We start from the raw sequence: 14,161 nt of genomic DNA, 5'->3' as shown, positions 1-14,161 counted from the left end.
TGCTAGGTAACTAGCAGGTCTTTTTTATTTATAATCACATCAACTGCAGCATGTAGTAACATACGCCAAATAATAAACTATATTTGCAGAGTTAAAATCAATGAAAATGCATCAGCGTTTTTTATCTATAGCTTTTTTATTATTAGTCTTTATCTATTCATCTTTAGGTTTAGCAGCCACCCAAACCTGTGACTCTTATGCTTCATTAAAGCGAATGGAAGGTCAGGTTCAGCTAGTTAAAGTTAACTCTCCTTTTCCTGTGCGTAATCCTGAATTGCCTTATGCGCTTTGCACGGGTGATCTAGTGCAAACCGTTTCTAAAGCACAAGCACTTATTGCTCATGTGGGTGGAGAAGTGGTGTTAGCAGAAAACAGCCGTTTAGAGGTGTTAGATGTTGACAGTTTATCTTTAGCTGAAGGAGCCGCTTTATTTCAAATTTCCCAGCGTGAAGGACATAGGTTTATTGCTAAAACCCCTTTAATTGTTATAGGCGTTAAAGGCACTGAGTTTTTAGTTAGCAGTCAAACTGAGCGTAATGATGTGGCTTTATTTAAGGGTTCGGTTGCAGTTGAGCGACAGGATGGTCAAGAGATGGCTTATTATCGCACCAAACCTGTTTCTGAAATGAGCTTTCAGGAATACAGTGAATATCAACAAAAGTCTTTTACTAAATATAAAAGTGATCTTAACCAAGCTTTTAATGACTATAAAGAACAGCAAATGGCTGAGTTTCAAGCTTATGTAGCGGGTGTGGACTTAAAAGCTGGTCGGCAGCTTACTTTAAGTGGTGACAGTGTAAAGCCAGAAGCAGTAGATGTGCCTATTAGCAAAACGGTTGAAAAACTACAGCAGCAGCTTACGTCATGGTTGCAATAAACTGGACAAGCCTGTTAAAAAAACAAGGCATTTATCTATTAGCACTTTGCCTACTAGGGTTGGTTTTTTTATTAACCTTAAAACCACCTGTTATGGTGCAATCTTTAGCCAGTGCACTCAGTGATAGTTATTTTGATTGGAATAAGCGTAAGCCTTCAAACAAATTGGTTTTTTTAGAAATAGAAAACACCAGTATTCAAGCTTTTGGCCGTTGGCCTTGGTCGCGAGATTTAATCGCACAAGGCTTGAAAGGTTTAGAAGCTGCAGATGTAATAGGCTTAGATATGTTGTTTTCAGAACCAACAGATCTAGAGCAAGATCAAGAGTTAGCTAAGGTACTTGAAAGTTTGTCAGTGATTGGGGGTGTCTTTTTAAATGGCCCTCAGGCTAAAGAACTCGATGAAGTAGCTTATAGTCAAATTCTACATTCCTCTTTGATGCAAATTGATAACCCCCAGCTCATTGATACTGAGCGAGCTGAATTACCTATACCTATCTTGCGTGAAGCCTTACCTTTTTTGGCAGCTCTTAATATAGCGCCCGATGCTGACCAAAAATTTCGTCATTACCCACTGGCTTTTTGGTTACAAGATGCAGTGTTACCTAACTTAGGGGTACAAATGTGGCGTTTAGGACGTTATGAAGATCTACAGCTTGTAGAGCAATTGGCAGTTTTAGGTAAACAAAAGTTGCCTATAGATAAAAAATCTCAAGCACGCCTTAACTTTTATCCAGAAGATGCTTGGCAAAGAGTTACCTTTGCTGAGCTGATGCAGCCAACTTGGGATCCACAATTACTTGCAGATCGCTGGGTGTTAGTAGGTGTAAGTGAAGCAGGGGTAACCGATTTACGTGCGACACCCATAGGTCAGCTTGCTGGGCCATTAGTGCACCTTACCTTTTTAGCTAACCTGCTGGATAACAGTTTCTTAACAGATATAACAGGCTGGGCACTGTTGGCAAGCTTGTTAGTGATCTTATTATTTTTATCGTTAATTTGGCAACTCAGCTTACCTTGGCTGCGTTTGCTGTTGTCTTTAATCTTAGGCTTGGCTGTTTATGGTGTAGGAGTAAGCGGTTATTTATTTTTTAATTTATGGTTAGAAGTTTTTTATCCGCTGTTATTTTTACTAGCAGCTGTTCTGGTGGGCGAATTGTGGCTATTTATAGTTAATCGGATAGAAACAGCTTATTTGCGTACAGCTTTTAGTAGTTATATTGCACCAGCCTTAGTGGATACTTTAGTAGCCCAAGGAGCTGAACTACAGCTAGGTGGTAAGCGTCAGCAATTAAGTGTGCTGTTTAGTGATTTAAGAGGTTTTACTCCAACTACTGAACTATTAACCACTGAAGATTTAGTCAGCCATTTAAATCGTTATTTTGGATTAATGATTGATCAGGTGCATTGTTATAACGGCACCTTAGATAAGTTAATAGGTGATGCTGTAATGGCTTTATTTAATGCGCCTTTAAAAGATGAAGACCACGCCTACCATGCTTGTTTAGCAGCTGCCGGTATGATGCAAGCCTTAGATGCTTTTAATCTACCCTATTCGGTGGATGATCCTCATTACTTAAGAATGGGTATAGGCATTAATACCGGCGAGGCTGTAGTTGGTAATATTGGTGCTGCTAACCGTTTTAACTATACCGCGATAGGTGATGCAGTAAACACGGCAGCAAGGTTAGAAAGCGTTACCAAAGAAGTAAATCTTGAATGGCAAGTTGCCAAGCAAGCAGGAGAAGTTAAGCCCTGTGAAACCGTAGATATTCTTATTGGCGAAAAAACCTTTGCGGCAGTCAAAGATAGGTTGCCTTGTTATCCTGTAACTGGCCTAGAGTTAAAAGGTAAGTCGCAAGCCCAAAATGCATGGATTTTAGATTGGCGTAAAATGATTGAACTAGGTCTCTTGCTCTAAAAAGCATTTCTCTATATTCTTAAAGGTAATTTATAATCTGTTTCTTATAACCTTTATTTGGTTGGAGCGTTTGCCATGAAGTTGCAGCAATTACGGTACATTTGGGAAGTAGCGCATAATAATTTGAATGTGTCAGCTACAGCACAAAATATGTTTACGTCTCAACCAGGGGTAAGTAAGCAGATCCGCCTGTTGGAAGATGAATTAGGCATTGAAATTTTTGTGCGAAGCGGTAAGCACTTAACGCGCATTACACCCGCTGGGCAAGCGGTGATTAATATGGCCGGTGAAATTTTAAAAACCGCAGAAAACATTAAAAAAGTGGCATTTGAATTCAGCAACGAGCGCCGTGGCAGCTTAGTTTTAGCAACCACTCATACGCAAGCCCGTTATATTTTACCCGCCGTTATTCAACAATTTATGGAAAAATACCCTGATGTTACACTCAGTTTAAAGCAAGGTACGCCACCACAAATTGCTCAAATGGTTGCTGAAGGCGAAGCAGACCTTGCGATTGCTACTGAATCCATTGCCAATACGAATGATTTAGTCACCCTGCCTTGTTACCAATGGAATCGTTGCATTCTAGTGCCAAAAAGTCACCCTTTAGCGCAGCAGAAAAAACTAACCTTAGAAACGCTTGCAGACTATCCGTTGGTGACTTATATCAATGGTTTTACGGGGCGAGCCAAGGTCGATGAAGCCTTTGCGAATGCAGGATTAGCGCCTAAAATTGTCTTTACGGCTGCTGACTCAGATGTAATTAAAACCTATGTGCGTTTAGGCGTTGGTGTGGGGATTGTTGCACACATGGCGGCTGATGTACGTGACGATGATTTGGTGGTTATTGACGCTAGCCATTTATTTGAACCCAGCATTACTCGCTTAGGCATCCGTAAAGGTACTTTTATGCGTGGCTATCTATATCATTTTATAGAAAAACTAGCCGCGCATTTAGATAAAGACACCCTTGATAAAGCTTTAGTTGCGGCGAATAAACAAGAAATTGAACAGATGTTTGTTAAGCTAGAGCTGCCTAAGCGTTGATAAACCTTTATAATTAAACGCTGATAATTAAACCTTTATTTTATCTTTCACCCTACGACTGTTTAAGGATTGTTATGGAATTAGCTTGTTTAGACCTAGAAGGGGTTTTGGTACCCGAAATTTGGATTGCTTTTGCTGAAAAGACTGGCATTGATGAACTTAAAGCAACCACGCGTGATATTCCTGATTACGATGTGTTAATGCGTCAGCGTTTGCGTATTTTAGATGAGCACAATTTAAAATTGCCGGACATTCAAGCTGTTATTGCTGAGTTAGAGCCACTACCGGGTGCAATTGATTTTGTAAATTGGTTAAGGGCACGTTTTCAAGTCATTATTTTATCTGATACTTTTTATGAGTTTTCTCAGCCATTAATGCGTCAGCTAGGCTTTCCAACCTTGTTGTGCCACAAACTAGAAGTGGATGCTAATGGCCGTGTGACTGATTACAAACTACGTCAGCGTGACCCTAAGCGCCAAAGTGTTAGAGCTTTACAGCTATTAAATTACCGTGTTATTGCTGCGGGTGATTCTTATAACGACACCACTATGCTGGCGCAAGCTGAACAGGGTATTCTTTTTCATGCACCACAAAATGTGATTGAAGAATTTCCACAGTTTCCGGCAGTACAAACCTTTGAAGACCTGAAAAAAGCCTTTATTAACGCCAGTGTTCGTGAGTTGGCTTTGTAATGACCAGCCCGTTATTAAACAAAACGTTATTAGGTAAAAAAGCTTGGATTACCGGTGCTAGCTCTGGTATCGGTGAAGCCACAGCACGCCGTTTAGCCGCTGCGGGCATGAACCTAGTTTTGTCTGCCCGCCGTGTTGATCGCTTAGAAGCCTTGGCTACTGAATTAAAAGCCACGGGTGTCGAAGTGGTTTTAGAGCCGGTCGATGTGTCGGATCGTGCGGCGATGGCGGCAGTGGGCGAACGCCTTGCTGCTCAGGGCGGTGTTGATCTACTCGTTAACAATGCTGGCACCATGCCCATTAGCCCAATACTCTCGGGTCGGGTTGATGAGTGGGAGCAGATGATAGACGTGAATATTAAAGGTGTGCTTTATGCGATTCATGCAGTTTATTCTGGCATGGTTGAACGCAAACAAGGGCATATCGTTAATATTAGCTCAGTGGCTGCTCGCATCACCTTTCAAAGCGCTGGTGTTTATGCTGGTACTAAACACGCAGTTAGGGCTATTTCCGACACGCTGCGTAAAGAAGCGATACGTTATGGCGTGCGTGTAACAGACATTCAGCCAGGTTCGGTAGCGACTGAATTGCCTGATTCCATTAAGCACGACAAAATTCGTAATGCTGTCAAAGATAACCTTTATGCTGATCCTAGTCTGTTACTACAGCCTGAAGACATTGCTGAAGCTATTTTTTATGCAGTATCGCAACCTGCTCATGTTGATGTAAGCGAACTGCTTATTCGCCCACAAAGCATGGAAGACTAAAACAATGCTGTTATTTATTCATGGTTTTGGTTCAAGCGGTCGGGGTGATAAAGCTCGGCTGTTAAAAAGCTGGTGTCACGAACAAGGCATTAGCTTTATGGCACCTTCTTTACCGAATATTCCAGAACTAGCGATAGAAACCCTGCAAGCTATTATTGAAGCAATGCAAAAATATGAGCCAGTAGGTTTGGTCGGTTCGTCTTTGGGCGGGTTTTATGCCACTTGGTTGGCTAATCACTACGACTTGCCTTATGTGTTAGTTAACCCTTCGGTCGAGCCTTACGTCACTTTAGAGCGAGCAATCGGTCAGGGCGTTAACTTCCATGATTCAAGCCGTTATGAATGGAATGCCCAGCACACCGCTAGCTTGTTAAAGTTTAAGGTTGTACAACCGCCGACAAAACGCTGTTTGTTAATGGTACAAACTGGCGATGAACTGTTAGATTACCGCCAAGCAGTGACTCACTACCCGGCGGCAAAGCAAATCCTTGAAGAAGGTGGAAATCATGGTTTTACTGGCTTTGATAAACACTTAAAAACCATTACCGATTTTCTTAAAGTTTAAATGTTTTTTTAAAACTTAAACTTACTCCAAACTGGCGCATGGTCAGAGGGTTTTTCCATGCCACGGATTTCATAATCAATGCCTGTAGCTACGCAAAAAGGCGCTAAGCCTTCACTGGCTAATAGCAAATCAATTCTTAAACCACGCTTGGGTGCATCTTCAAAACCTTTGCTGCGGTAATCAAACCAGCTAAATAATTCATTACTAGTAGGGTTTTGTTCACGGTAGCTGTCGGTAAATCCCCAAGCCATAAGGCGTTCCATCCATTCACGTTCTTCTGGCTGAAAGCTGGTTTTGCCGGTTTGCAGCCAACGTTTGCGATTTTTATCACCAATGCCAATGTCTAAATCAGTTGAAGAAATGTTCATATCACCCACTAACAACACTCGCTGTTGAGGCGTGTAGTCAGTTTCTAGCATGGCTTGTAAATCATTATAAAACTGACGTTTAGCAGGGAATTTAATTTCATGCTTAATATTTTCACCTTGTGGAAAATAACCATTAATTACGGTAATTGTTTCACCGTCTGAACATAGGTGCTGGGTGGTAATTAGGCGCTTTTGTGACGTTTCATCATCGCTAATAAAGCCTTTTTTAACGTTTAACGGTGGCTGTTTAGAAAGCGTAGCTACGCCATAGTGACCTTTTTGACCGTGGTATTCGACGTGATAGCCCCAAGACTGCACCAGCGCAAGCGGAAAGTCAGGGTCATTCACTTTGGTTTCTTGTAGGGCAATAATTTCAGGCTGGTCAGCAGCGATAAGTGCTTCCATTTGGTGAGGGCGAGCACGTAAACTATTGATATTAAAACTAATAATTTTCATTGTAGCGGTGTTTCCGTTCAAAAAATTTCAACCCTTAGTGGGCAGGCTAGGGCGATTTTAACATTTTTAATCTGTTAGAATGGCTGGGTTTTTTTCAACACCTAATTTGGCACAGCTTGGGGGCTTTTTATGAGTATTAAATCGGATCATTGGATTCGCCGTATGTCGCAAGAGCAGGGTATGATTGTACCTTTTGAAAAAGGTCAAGTGCGTGAAGCCGATGGCGAGAAAATTATTTCTTACGGCACTTCAAGCTATGGCTATGATGTGCGTTGCGCCGATGAATTTAAGATTTTTACCAACATTAACTCGACCATCGTTGATCCTAAAAAATTTGATGAAAAGAATTTTGTTGAATTTAAAGGTGATCGCTGCATTATTCCGCCTAACTCGTTTGCTTTGGCGCGTACGGTTGAACGTTTTAAAATTCCGCGTGATGTGTTGGTAGTCTGCTTGGGTAAAAGTACCTACGCCCGCTGCGGTATTATTGTTAACGTCACACCGCTAGAACCTGAATGGGAAGGTTATGTGACGTTGGAATTTTCTAATACGACTACCTTGCCAGCCGTGATTTATGCCAACGAAGGCATCGCACAAATGCTGTTTTTTGGTGGCGATCAGGTGTGTGATGTTTCGTATAAAGACCGCAACGGCAAATACCAAGGGCAAGAAGGCGTGACCTTGCCAAAAGCTTAGGTTTTGTTAATTAAACCAGTTCTCTCACCGTCAGCTCGCATTCTTTTCCTTCAGCGGCTATGTAAGCGCTGTCGCCGCTGATGCTGATGGACCAATCCATTGTGCGTTCTACAAAACTTGCTAACACTTGCATTTGGCTCCAATCAAATTGGTAAAACTGTACGTTGTTAAATGGCTGCATTTTGCTTTTATTTTGTTCCCACCAAGTATTGGATTTGCTGTTAAAACTATACACTTTAACAGCGGGAGCAAGGCGGCTGGATTTTTTTACACGGTCGGGTATTGGCTCGCCCATGTCAATCCACAGTTTAATTTGGTCATCAAGGCTTTTTACCCAAATGTCGGGTTCTTCGACTGCTGCAAGTCCTTTGGAAAAAGCCATGTTTTCTTGAGAATTTAAGCAATAGGCAATGATTCTAGCCATCATTCTTTCTACTGTTTCTGAAGGATGTAAGGCAACGGTCAGCTGAATAGAATCATAATAATTACGATTAAAATCAGAAATAGCGATATTCAATTTATAGATGGTTGGCTTAGTAGCCATAAGTGTAGTCTCAAGTAGGTCAGCCACAGATTGTAACTAAGCCTTTGATTGTAACAAAAATCAAAAAAATTAGAAAAGTTTAAGAGGGTATAATGGCTAGGCTAAAACACCCTACTATTCAAGTTAATTCGAGATTATTTTAATGACTCAAGACGTTAGTGGCATCCGCCTTAATAAATACATTAGTGAAACAGGCATTTGTTCACGCCGAGAAGCTGATATTTTTATTGAAGAAGGCCGTGTAAAAGTTAATGGCAAGGTAGCCGGTATGGGCTTGCGAGTGACTGCTGCTGATTTTATTTCTGTAGGTGGAAAACCTTTAAAAGCTAAGCCAGCGCCAGTTTATTTAGTTTATAACAAGCCGGTGGGGATTACTTGTACAACGGATCCTGAAGTACCAGACAATATTGTTGCAGCAGTGAATTATCGTAAAGGTCGAATTTTTCCGATCGGTCGTTTAGATAAACCGTCTGAAGGGTTAATTCTGCTAACCAATGATGGTGACATTGTTAATAAAATTCTACGCGCGGGTAATGCCCACGATAAAGAATACATCGTCTCGGTTGATAAGCCGTTTGATGCTGAGTTTATAAGGCGTATGGCTGCAGGTATTCCAATTTTGGGTACGGTTACCAAGCCGTGTAAGGTACGCAAAATTTCAGCTACCAGCTTTAATATTATTTTACACCAAGGCTTAAATCGTCAAATTCGCCGCATGACTGAATACCTAGGTTATAACGTAACGCGCTTAAAACGGGTGCGAATCATGAACATTGGCTTAGATGGTTTGAAAGTAGGGCAATGGCGTTTATTGAATCAAAAAGAGTTAAGTCTGGTTGCTGATATGTTGGCGAACTCTAGTTCTACCGTTGATGTTGAATTTACCCCAAAAAAGCAAATTAAACGTTTTAATACGACTAAAGTTGATAAGCTTGCGCCGTCTAAAAATAAGCCATTTAAAGGTAAAAAAACCGCTTCAGAAACGTATAAAAATAATAAAAAATCTAATGATAATAAGCGGTTAGGTAAAAAAACAACAGGCAAAAGAAAAGGTGCGGGTGGCAAAAGTATTAAGCGACCTTAAAAAGCTAGGTTTGATAAGATTGCTGATATAATGCCGCCCTTTGGCTTGCCATGAAAAAATAATAACAAGATCGCTAGTGCAAGGTTAATAATACCCTTTAAGCGAGATTGCAATATGTCTGAAACAACTAGAATTCATTGTCCAATACTGCGTCAGCGTGTAATGACAGCAGAAAAAGCTGCTGAATTGATTCCTGCTGGCGCTAACGTGGGGATGAGTGGTTTTACGGGTGCTGGTTATCCCAAAGCGGTTCCAGGTGCTTTAGCTGAACGCATTCGTAAGCACAATGCACAAGAAGGCAGTAAGCCTTTTCGCATTAACGTTTGGACAGGTGCTTCCACTGCACCTGAATTGGATGGCACGCTGGCAGAAGTTGATGGCATTGAAATGCGTCTGCCTTTCCAAAGTGACCCTATCTGCCGTGACCGCATTAACAACGGTAAGATGGACTATGTTGACTTGCACCTATCAGAAGTTTCTCAATACGCTTGGTCGGGTTTTTTAGGTAAGATGAATATTGCGCTGATTGAAGTCGCGGGTATTCGTGAAGATGGCAGTTTAATTCCTTCTTCTTCCATTGGTAATAACAAAACTTGGATCGAGCAAGCCGATCATGTGATTATTGAAGTGAATGCCAAGCAAAACGCTAAGTTAGAAGGTATGCACGATATTTATTACGGGACAGCGATGCCGCCTAACCGTAAGCCGATTATGATGACTCATCCATCGGATCGCATTGGTGAACATTACCTACGTTGCCCTGCTGAAAAAGTCATTGCGGTCGTTGAAACTAATTCAATGGATCGTAACTCAGCGTTTAAAGCCCCTGATGCTGTGTCGATTAAAATTGCTGATCACATTCTTGAATTTTTCCAAAAAGAAATTGATATTGGTCGCTTGCCAAAAAATCTGCTGCCTTTGCAATCAGGCGTGGGCAACATTGCCAACGCGGTATTAGAAGGTTTGAATGCTGGCCCTTTCAAAAACTTAACGGCTTTTACTGAAGTGATTCAGGATGGTATGTTAAAAATGCTTAAATCAGGCACGTTAGACGTTGCCTCGGCAACGGCTTTTTCTTTAAGTCCCGATGGTTTAAAAGAGTTTGATGAAAACATTGACCTTTACCGTGACAAAATTATTTTGCGCCAGCAAGACATCAGTAATCACCCAGAATTAGCACGCCGTATGGGTATTATTGCCATGAACGGTTTAATAGAAGCCGATATTTACGGTAATGTTAACTCGACTCATATTATGGGTACACGCATGATGAACGGTATTGGTGGTTCAGGTGACTTTGCGCGTAATGGTTATTTATCCATTTTTGTAACACCATCCATTGCTAAAGATGGCGCTATTTCTTCGATTGTTCCTATGGTTTCACACGTCGATCATACGGAGCATGATGTAAAAATTATTGTTACAGAACAAGGCTTAGCTGATTTACGTGGTCTATCGCCACGTAAACGTGCCATTGCAATTATTAATAATTGCGCCCACCCAGATTACCGTGCCGAGCTAATGGATTACTTTGAACGAGCCAATCAAAACAGTGGCAGCCAGCATACACCGCATATTTTGGGTGAAGCACTTAGCTGGCACCAGCGTTATGAAGAAACCGGCCACATGAAACCTAAACAGTCAGACTAGGAGTTTTTATGTCAGCTTCACCCAATAATCCTTTTGATAGTTCAGCCAAAAACTGGGACACACGCCGTATGTCGGTACAGTTAGCAGAAGTAGCAAATTTATTGCTACCTCAGTTGGTGTTAAATGACCGCCAGCACTGGTTAGATTTTGGATCAGGTACTGGGCTATTAAGTGTGCCGCTTGCGGCAAGGGTGGAGCAGGTAACGGCTTTAGATACGTCAGAAAAAATGTTGGAAGTGTTAGTCGAGAAGGGCATTAAAAACATTCAAACGCTAAACCAAAACGTTTTTTCTGGCTTACCTTGTGATTACGATGGTGTTGTCAGCTGCATGGCGCTGCACCATGTTGCTTCCACCGAAGCCCTACTTAAACAGTTCTACCAGCATTTAAAGCAAGATGGTCAGTTGGCACTAGTCGATTTATACGCTGAAGACGGTAGTTTTCATGGCGACAATGAAGCCAAGGGCGTTAAGCACTTGGGTTTTGATATTGAAGCATTAAGAGCAACAGCAGAAGCTTTAGGTTTTGTGGAGGTAAGCTTTGCAGAAATTATGCAAGTAGAACACCGTAATGGATGCGGATACCCTTTGTTTGTAATGCTGGCACGCCGCAGTTAAGTTTTTAGGATTCTGCTTTATCGCGTTTAGCGACTGCTTTTTCTATGGCGCGAATGATTTGCTGGGCATTAAAAGGTTTTAAAATATAACCGTCAGCGCCGGTACGTACCGCTTGTTGAACCGTGCTGATGTCGCTATTAGCCGTTACCATAATCACGATAATGCCTTTATTACGTGTTTTAATGCTGGCTAGCGCATCTAAGCCATTAATTTCTGGCATATTAATATCAAGAAAAACAATATCAGGTTTAAGTAATGCGGCTTTTTCAATGGCTGAAGTGCCATTGTTAGCTTGACCTATTACGTTATATTCTAAATCTACTAAAATATCGTGAAGCATTTCACAAATTAAAGGTTCGTCATCGACTAGTAAAAAATTCAGGCGAGCAGCTTCAGGCATAAGAACCTCGATTAAGCATTAAGACGCTCTTTTTACCATAATTCACACTTGAAGACCAATGTTTAGACGATGTGGGTAAGGGTTTATTTTTGCTAATCATTAGCGCAGCATTAATCCAACCGGCATGACCAATAACCAAGCGTGTTTCACTAGCCGTGCGGCTTAACCAGTTTTCTACACGACTAAACAACTGTTTTAAATTCTCTGCACCACCTGGGGCATAGTCAGCAAAATTACCACACCAGCTATCCATTTCATGGCGGTCAATTTGTTCCCAAGGCAAACCATCCCAGGCACCAAAATTAAACTCAATCAGTAAAGGGTCAACTTTTACCTGCCAACCTTGCGCTTGCAAAAACTCGCCCACGCCGCGCGAACGCTGCAAAGGACTCACGTGAATAATGGGTGCTAACTGTCTAGCTCTGGCTTCTTGTTGCACTTTATAAGCTAGGTTTCTGGTGCGGCGAGCATCCACCGCTAAATCGGTATGGCCTAAACAAATACCTGCTGCATTAATGGGTTTAGGATGCCGCCAAATTATTACGCTCATAGTTATTCCTTTTCTTATTCCTCTAGCTGTTTCTTAAAACTAAAACTGACCACCAGCCAAAGCTGCAAAAGTTAAGTAGAAAGCCAGTTCGGCAAGTTGCTGGGTCGCCCCCAAACCATCGCCAGTGTAACCGCCTAAGCGCCTGTTCAATAACCTTGCCATATAACTAGTGGTAAACAGCATAAGCAGCCAAGCTAAAAGCAAACTGCCCAGAGGAAGACTACCTAATACTAACCAAGGCAATAAAAGGCTAGGCACAAGGGTGAGCAGTGCAAAAGCCGCTTGGCGCTTGTCTAGGCTTTGTGCCATAGGTTTAGCTTTGGCGTGTTCCAAATCACCGGCATAGGGTAAAAAGCTTAATAGTAGAATACTAAAAAAGCGTGAAAAGCCATGCGCTAATACCAAAGCCACCACCGCTAAAGGCAGACTTAAACTGGCTAGAAGTGAAACTTTTAACGCCAAAGCCATCACCAAACCTAAAGTACCGTAAGTGCCTAGGCGTGAATCTTTCATAATATTTAACGCGCCTTCACGGGTGAAGCTACCACCCAAACCATCGCAGCTATCGGCCAGCCCATCTTCGTGAAAAGCGCCGGTTAAACGAATGCTAAAAGCCGTGCTACCTATGGCGGCAACCCAAGGGTTTATCAACCAGAATAAAACAGCAAATACCAAAGCGGTTAAACCGCCTATCAACAGACCTGTTAACGGAAAATACTTAGCGCTTTGTTGTAACCAAAGCGGCTGGTAATTATTAAGTGCTGGCATAGGTAAGCGGGTTAAAAACTGCACTGCCACTAAAAACAGTCTAATTTCTTGCTTTAAATTTTCAGTTTTTAAACCTTTATTTTTTAAAGCTTTAATTAATTTATACATGGGGTTTATTGCTCACGCCTGCACTGGTGAAACTGGCCATTTCATTTAAAAAGCCCAGTGCCGATTTTAATAAAGGGAAGGCAACCACTGCGCCTGTGCCTTCGCCTAAGCACATTTGTAAATCTAACAAGGGTGTAGCATCGAGCAGTTTCAATAATTGGCTATGCCCAGGTTCAGCTGAATGGTGGCTGAAAACAGCAAAGTCTTTTACGCCAGGTTGTAATTTTTCTGCCACTAGCAAAGCGCTGGAAGCAATAAAACCATCTATCAATAAAATACGGCGCTGGCTAGCCGCTTGCAGTAGTGCGCCGACCATCATGGCGACTTCTAAACCACCCATCGCCGCTAAAATTTCTAAGGGATTTTTAAGGTTACGGTGCTTATGCAAAACTTGAGTTAACACGGCTTCTTTGTGCGCTAAACCAGCAGTGCCTAAACCCGTGCCACGCCCTATACATTCAGCAATCGGTAGTTTGCCTAACTTGCTCAACAAAAGGCTGGCGGCTGAAGTATTGCCTATGCCCATTTCGCCCACAATTAACAGATTACCGGGGGCTTCTCTTACCAAGCCCATGCCACAAACAATGGCTTGAATGCATTCTTCAGCATTCATGGCGGAAGTGGTTAGGCTATTACGAGTACCGCGCATTACTTTAAGCGAAATTAAGTCGGGGTGAGGTTCAAAATCACCGTCGACACCGGCATCCACCACTTTTAAGCTAATACCGTGCTGGCGGGCAAACACATTAATTGCCGCACCACCGGCTAAAAAATTCAATACCATTTGCTGAGTCACGGCTTTAGGGAAGGCAGAAACGCCTTCATCAGTTAAACCATGATCCGCCGCAAATACCCGTATTTGTGGGTCTACAATTTGTGGCTCGGTGGAATTTAAAATTAAACCTAACTGTATAGCCAAGCTTTCTAAACGGCCTAAAGAACCGGGCGGCTTGGTTTTTTGGTTAATGCGTTCCAGTAGTTCAGCTTCTAATTGCGGATTAGCCAGCTTAGGCAAGCTGGGTAATTCAAGGCGGTGGCGGTCTGTAAACATGG

Annotated in this window: 16 protein-coding genes; 10 read left to right on the top strand and 6 right to left on the bottom strand. The window is 42.1% G+C overall.

Annotated elements, in window-relative coordinates:
• The first annotated feature begins 100 nt into the window (after positions 1 to 100).
• The 6 genes from VJY63_RS04175 (at position 101) to VJY63_RS04150 (ending at position 5,867) form a co-directional block, all read left to right on the top strand.
• Positions 101 to 877, top strand: a complete 777-nt coding sequence (locus VJY63_RS04175) for a FecR family protein (protein WP_324048496.1) — start codon at positions 101 to 103, stop codon at positions 875 to 877.
• Entirely contained in the window at positions 865 to 2,796 is a 1,932-nt protein-coding gene (locus VJY63_RS04170) for an adenylate/guanylate cyclase domain-containing protein (protein WP_324048495.1), read from the top strand. Before VJY63_RS04175 ends, VJY63_RS04170 begins: the two co-directional genes overlap by 13 nt.
• Before the next feature lie 75 nt (positions 2,797 to 2,871).
• On the top strand, positions 2,872 to 3,843 hold the full coding sequence (cysB, locus tag VJY63_RS04165; RefSeq protein ID WP_324048494.1) for an HTH-type transcriptional regulator CysB: 972 nt from the start codon (positions 2,872 to 2,874) through the stop codon (positions 3,841 to 3,843).
• 74 nt (positions 3,844 to 3,917) lie between these two features.
• Positions 3,918 to 4,535 carry a bifunctional phosphoserine phosphatase/homoserine phosphotransferase ThrH gene (gene thrH, locus VJY63_RS04160; RefSeq protein ID WP_324048493.1) on the top strand — a complete coding sequence of 206 codons (618 nt, stop codon included), beginning with the start codon at positions 3,918 to 3,920 and terminating at the stop codon, positions 4,533 to 4,535.
• Positions 4,535 to 5,302 carry an SDR family oxidoreductase gene (locus VJY63_RS04155; RefSeq protein WP_324048492.1) on the top strand — a complete coding sequence of 256 codons (768 nt, stop codon included), beginning with the start codon at positions 4,535 to 4,537 and terminating at the stop codon, positions 5,300 to 5,302. Before thrH ends, VJY63_RS04155 begins: the two co-directional genes overlap by 1 nt.
• Before the next feature lie 4 nt (positions 5,303 to 5,306).
• Positions 5,307 to 5,867 carry a YqiA/YcfP family alpha/beta fold hydrolase gene (locus VJY63_RS04150; RefSeq protein ID WP_324048491.1) on the top strand — a complete coding sequence of 187 codons (561 nt, stop codon included), beginning with the start codon at positions 5,307 to 5,309 and terminating at the stop codon, positions 5,865 to 5,867.
• 8 nt (positions 5,868 to 5,875) lie between these two features.
• Here VJY63_RS04150 and xthA read toward each other — a convergent pair whose 3' ends face one another.
• Entirely contained in the window at positions 5,876 to 6,691 is an 816-nt protein-coding gene (gene xthA, locus VJY63_RS04145; protein WP_324048490.1) for an exodeoxyribonuclease III, read from the bottom strand.
• A gap of 129 nt (positions 6,692 to 6,820) precedes the next feature.
• Here xthA and dcd point away from each other — a divergent pair, with 129 nt between their 5' ends.
• Complete coding sequence (gene dcd / locus VJY63_RS04140; RefSeq protein ID WP_324048489.1) at positions 6,821 to 7,387, top strand: dCTP deaminase; 567 nt, start codon at positions 6,821 to 6,823, stop codon at positions 7,385 to 7,387.
• A gap of 10 nt (positions 7,388 to 7,397) precedes the next feature.
• On the opposite strand, the gene VJY63_RS04135 is transcribed toward dcd, so the two are convergent.
• On the bottom strand, positions 7,398 to 7,931 hold the full coding sequence (locus VJY63_RS04135; RefSeq protein WP_324048488.1) for a YaeQ family protein: 534 nt from the start codon (positions 7,929 to 7,931) through the stop codon (positions 7,398 to 7,400).
• 142 nt (positions 7,932 to 8,073) lie between these two features.
• On the opposite strand from VJY63_RS04135, the gene rluF reads away from it, so the two are divergent.
• From rluF to VJY63_RS04120, 3 genes are all read left to right on the top strand, one after another.
• Positions 8,074 to 9,015 (top strand): 23S rRNA pseudouridine(2604) synthase RluF, encoded by a 942-nt coding sequence (gene rluF, locus VJY63_RS04130; RefSeq protein WP_324048487.1) that lies wholly within the window; start codon positions 8,074 to 8,076, stop codon positions 9,013 to 9,015.
• Positions 9,016 to 9,129: 114 nt separating this feature from the next.
• Positions 9,130 to 10,665 (top strand): acetyl-CoA hydrolase/transferase family protein, encoded by a 1,536-nt coding sequence (locus VJY63_RS04125; protein WP_324048486.1) that lies wholly within the window; start codon positions 9,130 to 9,132, stop codon positions 10,663 to 10,665.
• 8 nt (positions 10,666 to 10,673) lie between these two features.
• Positions 10,674 to 11,282: a class I SAM-dependent methyltransferase gene (locus VJY63_RS04120; protein WP_324048485.1), complete on the top strand. Its 609-nt coding sequence runs from the start codon at positions 10,674 to 10,676 to the stop codon at positions 11,280 to 11,282.
• A 4-nt stretch (positions 11,283 to 11,286) separates the two neighbouring features.
• Here the strand turns inward: VJY63_RS04120 and VJY63_RS04115 are convergent, their stop codons facing one another.
• The 4 genes from VJY63_RS04115 to cobT are packed head-to-tail and all read right to left on the bottom strand — an operon-like array spanning position 11,287 to position 14,159.
• Positions 11,287 to 11,682 carry a response regulator gene (locus tag VJY63_RS04115; protein ID WP_324048484.1) on the bottom strand — a complete coding sequence of 132 codons (396 nt, stop codon included), beginning with the start codon at positions 11,680 to 11,682 and terminating at the stop codon, positions 11,287 to 11,289.
• Complete coding sequence (locus tag VJY63_RS04110; RefSeq protein ID WP_324048483.1) at positions 11,675 to 12,232, bottom strand: histidine phosphatase family protein; 558 nt, start codon at positions 12,230 to 12,232, stop codon at positions 11,675 to 11,677. The genes VJY63_RS04115 and VJY63_RS04110 overlap by 8 nt, the downstream gene beginning before the upstream one ends.
• 39 nt (positions 12,233 to 12,271) lie before the next feature.
• Positions 12,272 to 13,108, bottom strand: coding sequence for an adenosylcobinamide-GDP ribazoletransferase (locus tag VJY63_RS04105; RefSeq protein WP_324048482.1), 837 nt, complete (start codon positions 13,106 to 13,108; stop codon positions 12,272 to 12,274).
• Positions 13,101 to 14,159 (bottom strand): nicotinate-nucleotide--dimethylbenzimidazole phosphoribosyltransferase, encoded by a 1,059-nt coding sequence (cobT, locus tag VJY63_RS04100; protein WP_324048481.1) that lies wholly within the window; start codon positions 14,157 to 14,159, stop codon positions 13,101 to 13,103. Before cobT ends, VJY63_RS04105 begins: the two co-directional genes overlap by 8 nt.
• Positions 14,160 to 14,161 lie beyond the last annotated feature (2 nt).

The organism is Marinospirillum sp. (genome assembly GCF_035271045.1).
Taxonomy (GTDB): domain Bacteria; phylum Pseudomonadota; class Gammaproteobacteria; order Pseudomonadales; family Halomonadaceae; genus Marinospirillum.
This window is presented reverse-complemented; position numbering and strand designations above follow the sequence as displayed.

Coding starts and splice junctions, on each gene's coding strand:
- VJY63_RS04175 (WP_324048496.1), top strand. CDS start 101: ATGAAAATGCATCAGCGTTTTTTATCTATAGCTTTTTTATTATTAGTC.
- VJY63_RS04170 (WP_324048495.1), top strand. CDS start 865: ATGGTTGCAATAAACTGGACAAGCCTGTTAAAAAAACAAGGCATTTAT.
- cysB (WP_324048494.1), top strand. CDS start 2,872: ATGAAGTTGCAGCAATTACGGTACATTTGGGAAGTAGCGCATAATAAT.
- thrH (WP_324048493.1), top strand. CDS start 3,918: ATGGAATTAGCTTGTTTAGACCTAGAAGGGGTTTTGGTACCCGAAATT.
- VJY63_RS04155 (WP_324048492.1), top strand. CDS start 4,535: ATGACCAGCCCGTTATTAAACAAAACGTTATTAGGTAAAAAAGCTTGG.
- VJY63_RS04150 (WP_324048491.1), top strand. CDS start 5,307: ATGCTGTTATTTATTCATGGTTTTGGTTCAAGCGGTCGGGGTGATAAA.
- xthA (WP_324048490.1), bottom strand. CDS start 6,691: ATGAAAATTATTAGTTTTAATATCAATAGTTTACGTGCTCGCCCTCAC.
- dcd (WP_324048489.1), top strand. CDS start 6,821: ATGAGTATTAAATCGGATCATTGGATTCGCCGTATGTCGCAAGAGCAG.
- VJY63_RS04135 (WP_324048488.1), bottom strand. CDS start 7,931: ATGGCTACTAAGCCAACCATCTATAAATTGAATATCGCTATTTCTGAT.
- rluF (WP_324048487.1), top strand. CDS start 8,074: ATGACTCAAGACGTTAGTGGCATCCGCCTTAATAAATACATTAGTGAA.
- VJY63_RS04125 (WP_324048486.1), top strand. CDS start 9,130: ATGTCTGAAACAACTAGAATTCATTGTCCAATACTGCGTCAGCGTGTA.
- VJY63_RS04120 (WP_324048485.1), top strand. CDS start 10,674: ATGTCAGCTTCACCCAATAATCCTTTTGATAGTTCAGCCAAAAACTGG.
- VJY63_RS04115 (WP_324048484.1), bottom strand. CDS start 11,682: ATGCCTGAAGCTGCTCGCCTGAATTTTTTACTAGTCGATGACGAACCT.
- VJY63_RS04110 (WP_324048483.1), bottom strand. CDS start 12,232: ATGAGCGTAATAATTTGGCGGCATCCTAAACCCATTAATGCAGCAGGT.
- VJY63_RS04105 (WP_324048482.1), bottom strand. CDS start 13,108: ATGTATAAATTAATTAAAGCTTTAAAAAATAAAGGTTTAAAAACTGAA.
- cobT (WP_324048481.1), bottom strand. CDS start 14,159: ATGTTTACAGACCGCCACCGCCTTGAATTACCCAGCTTGCCTAAGCTG.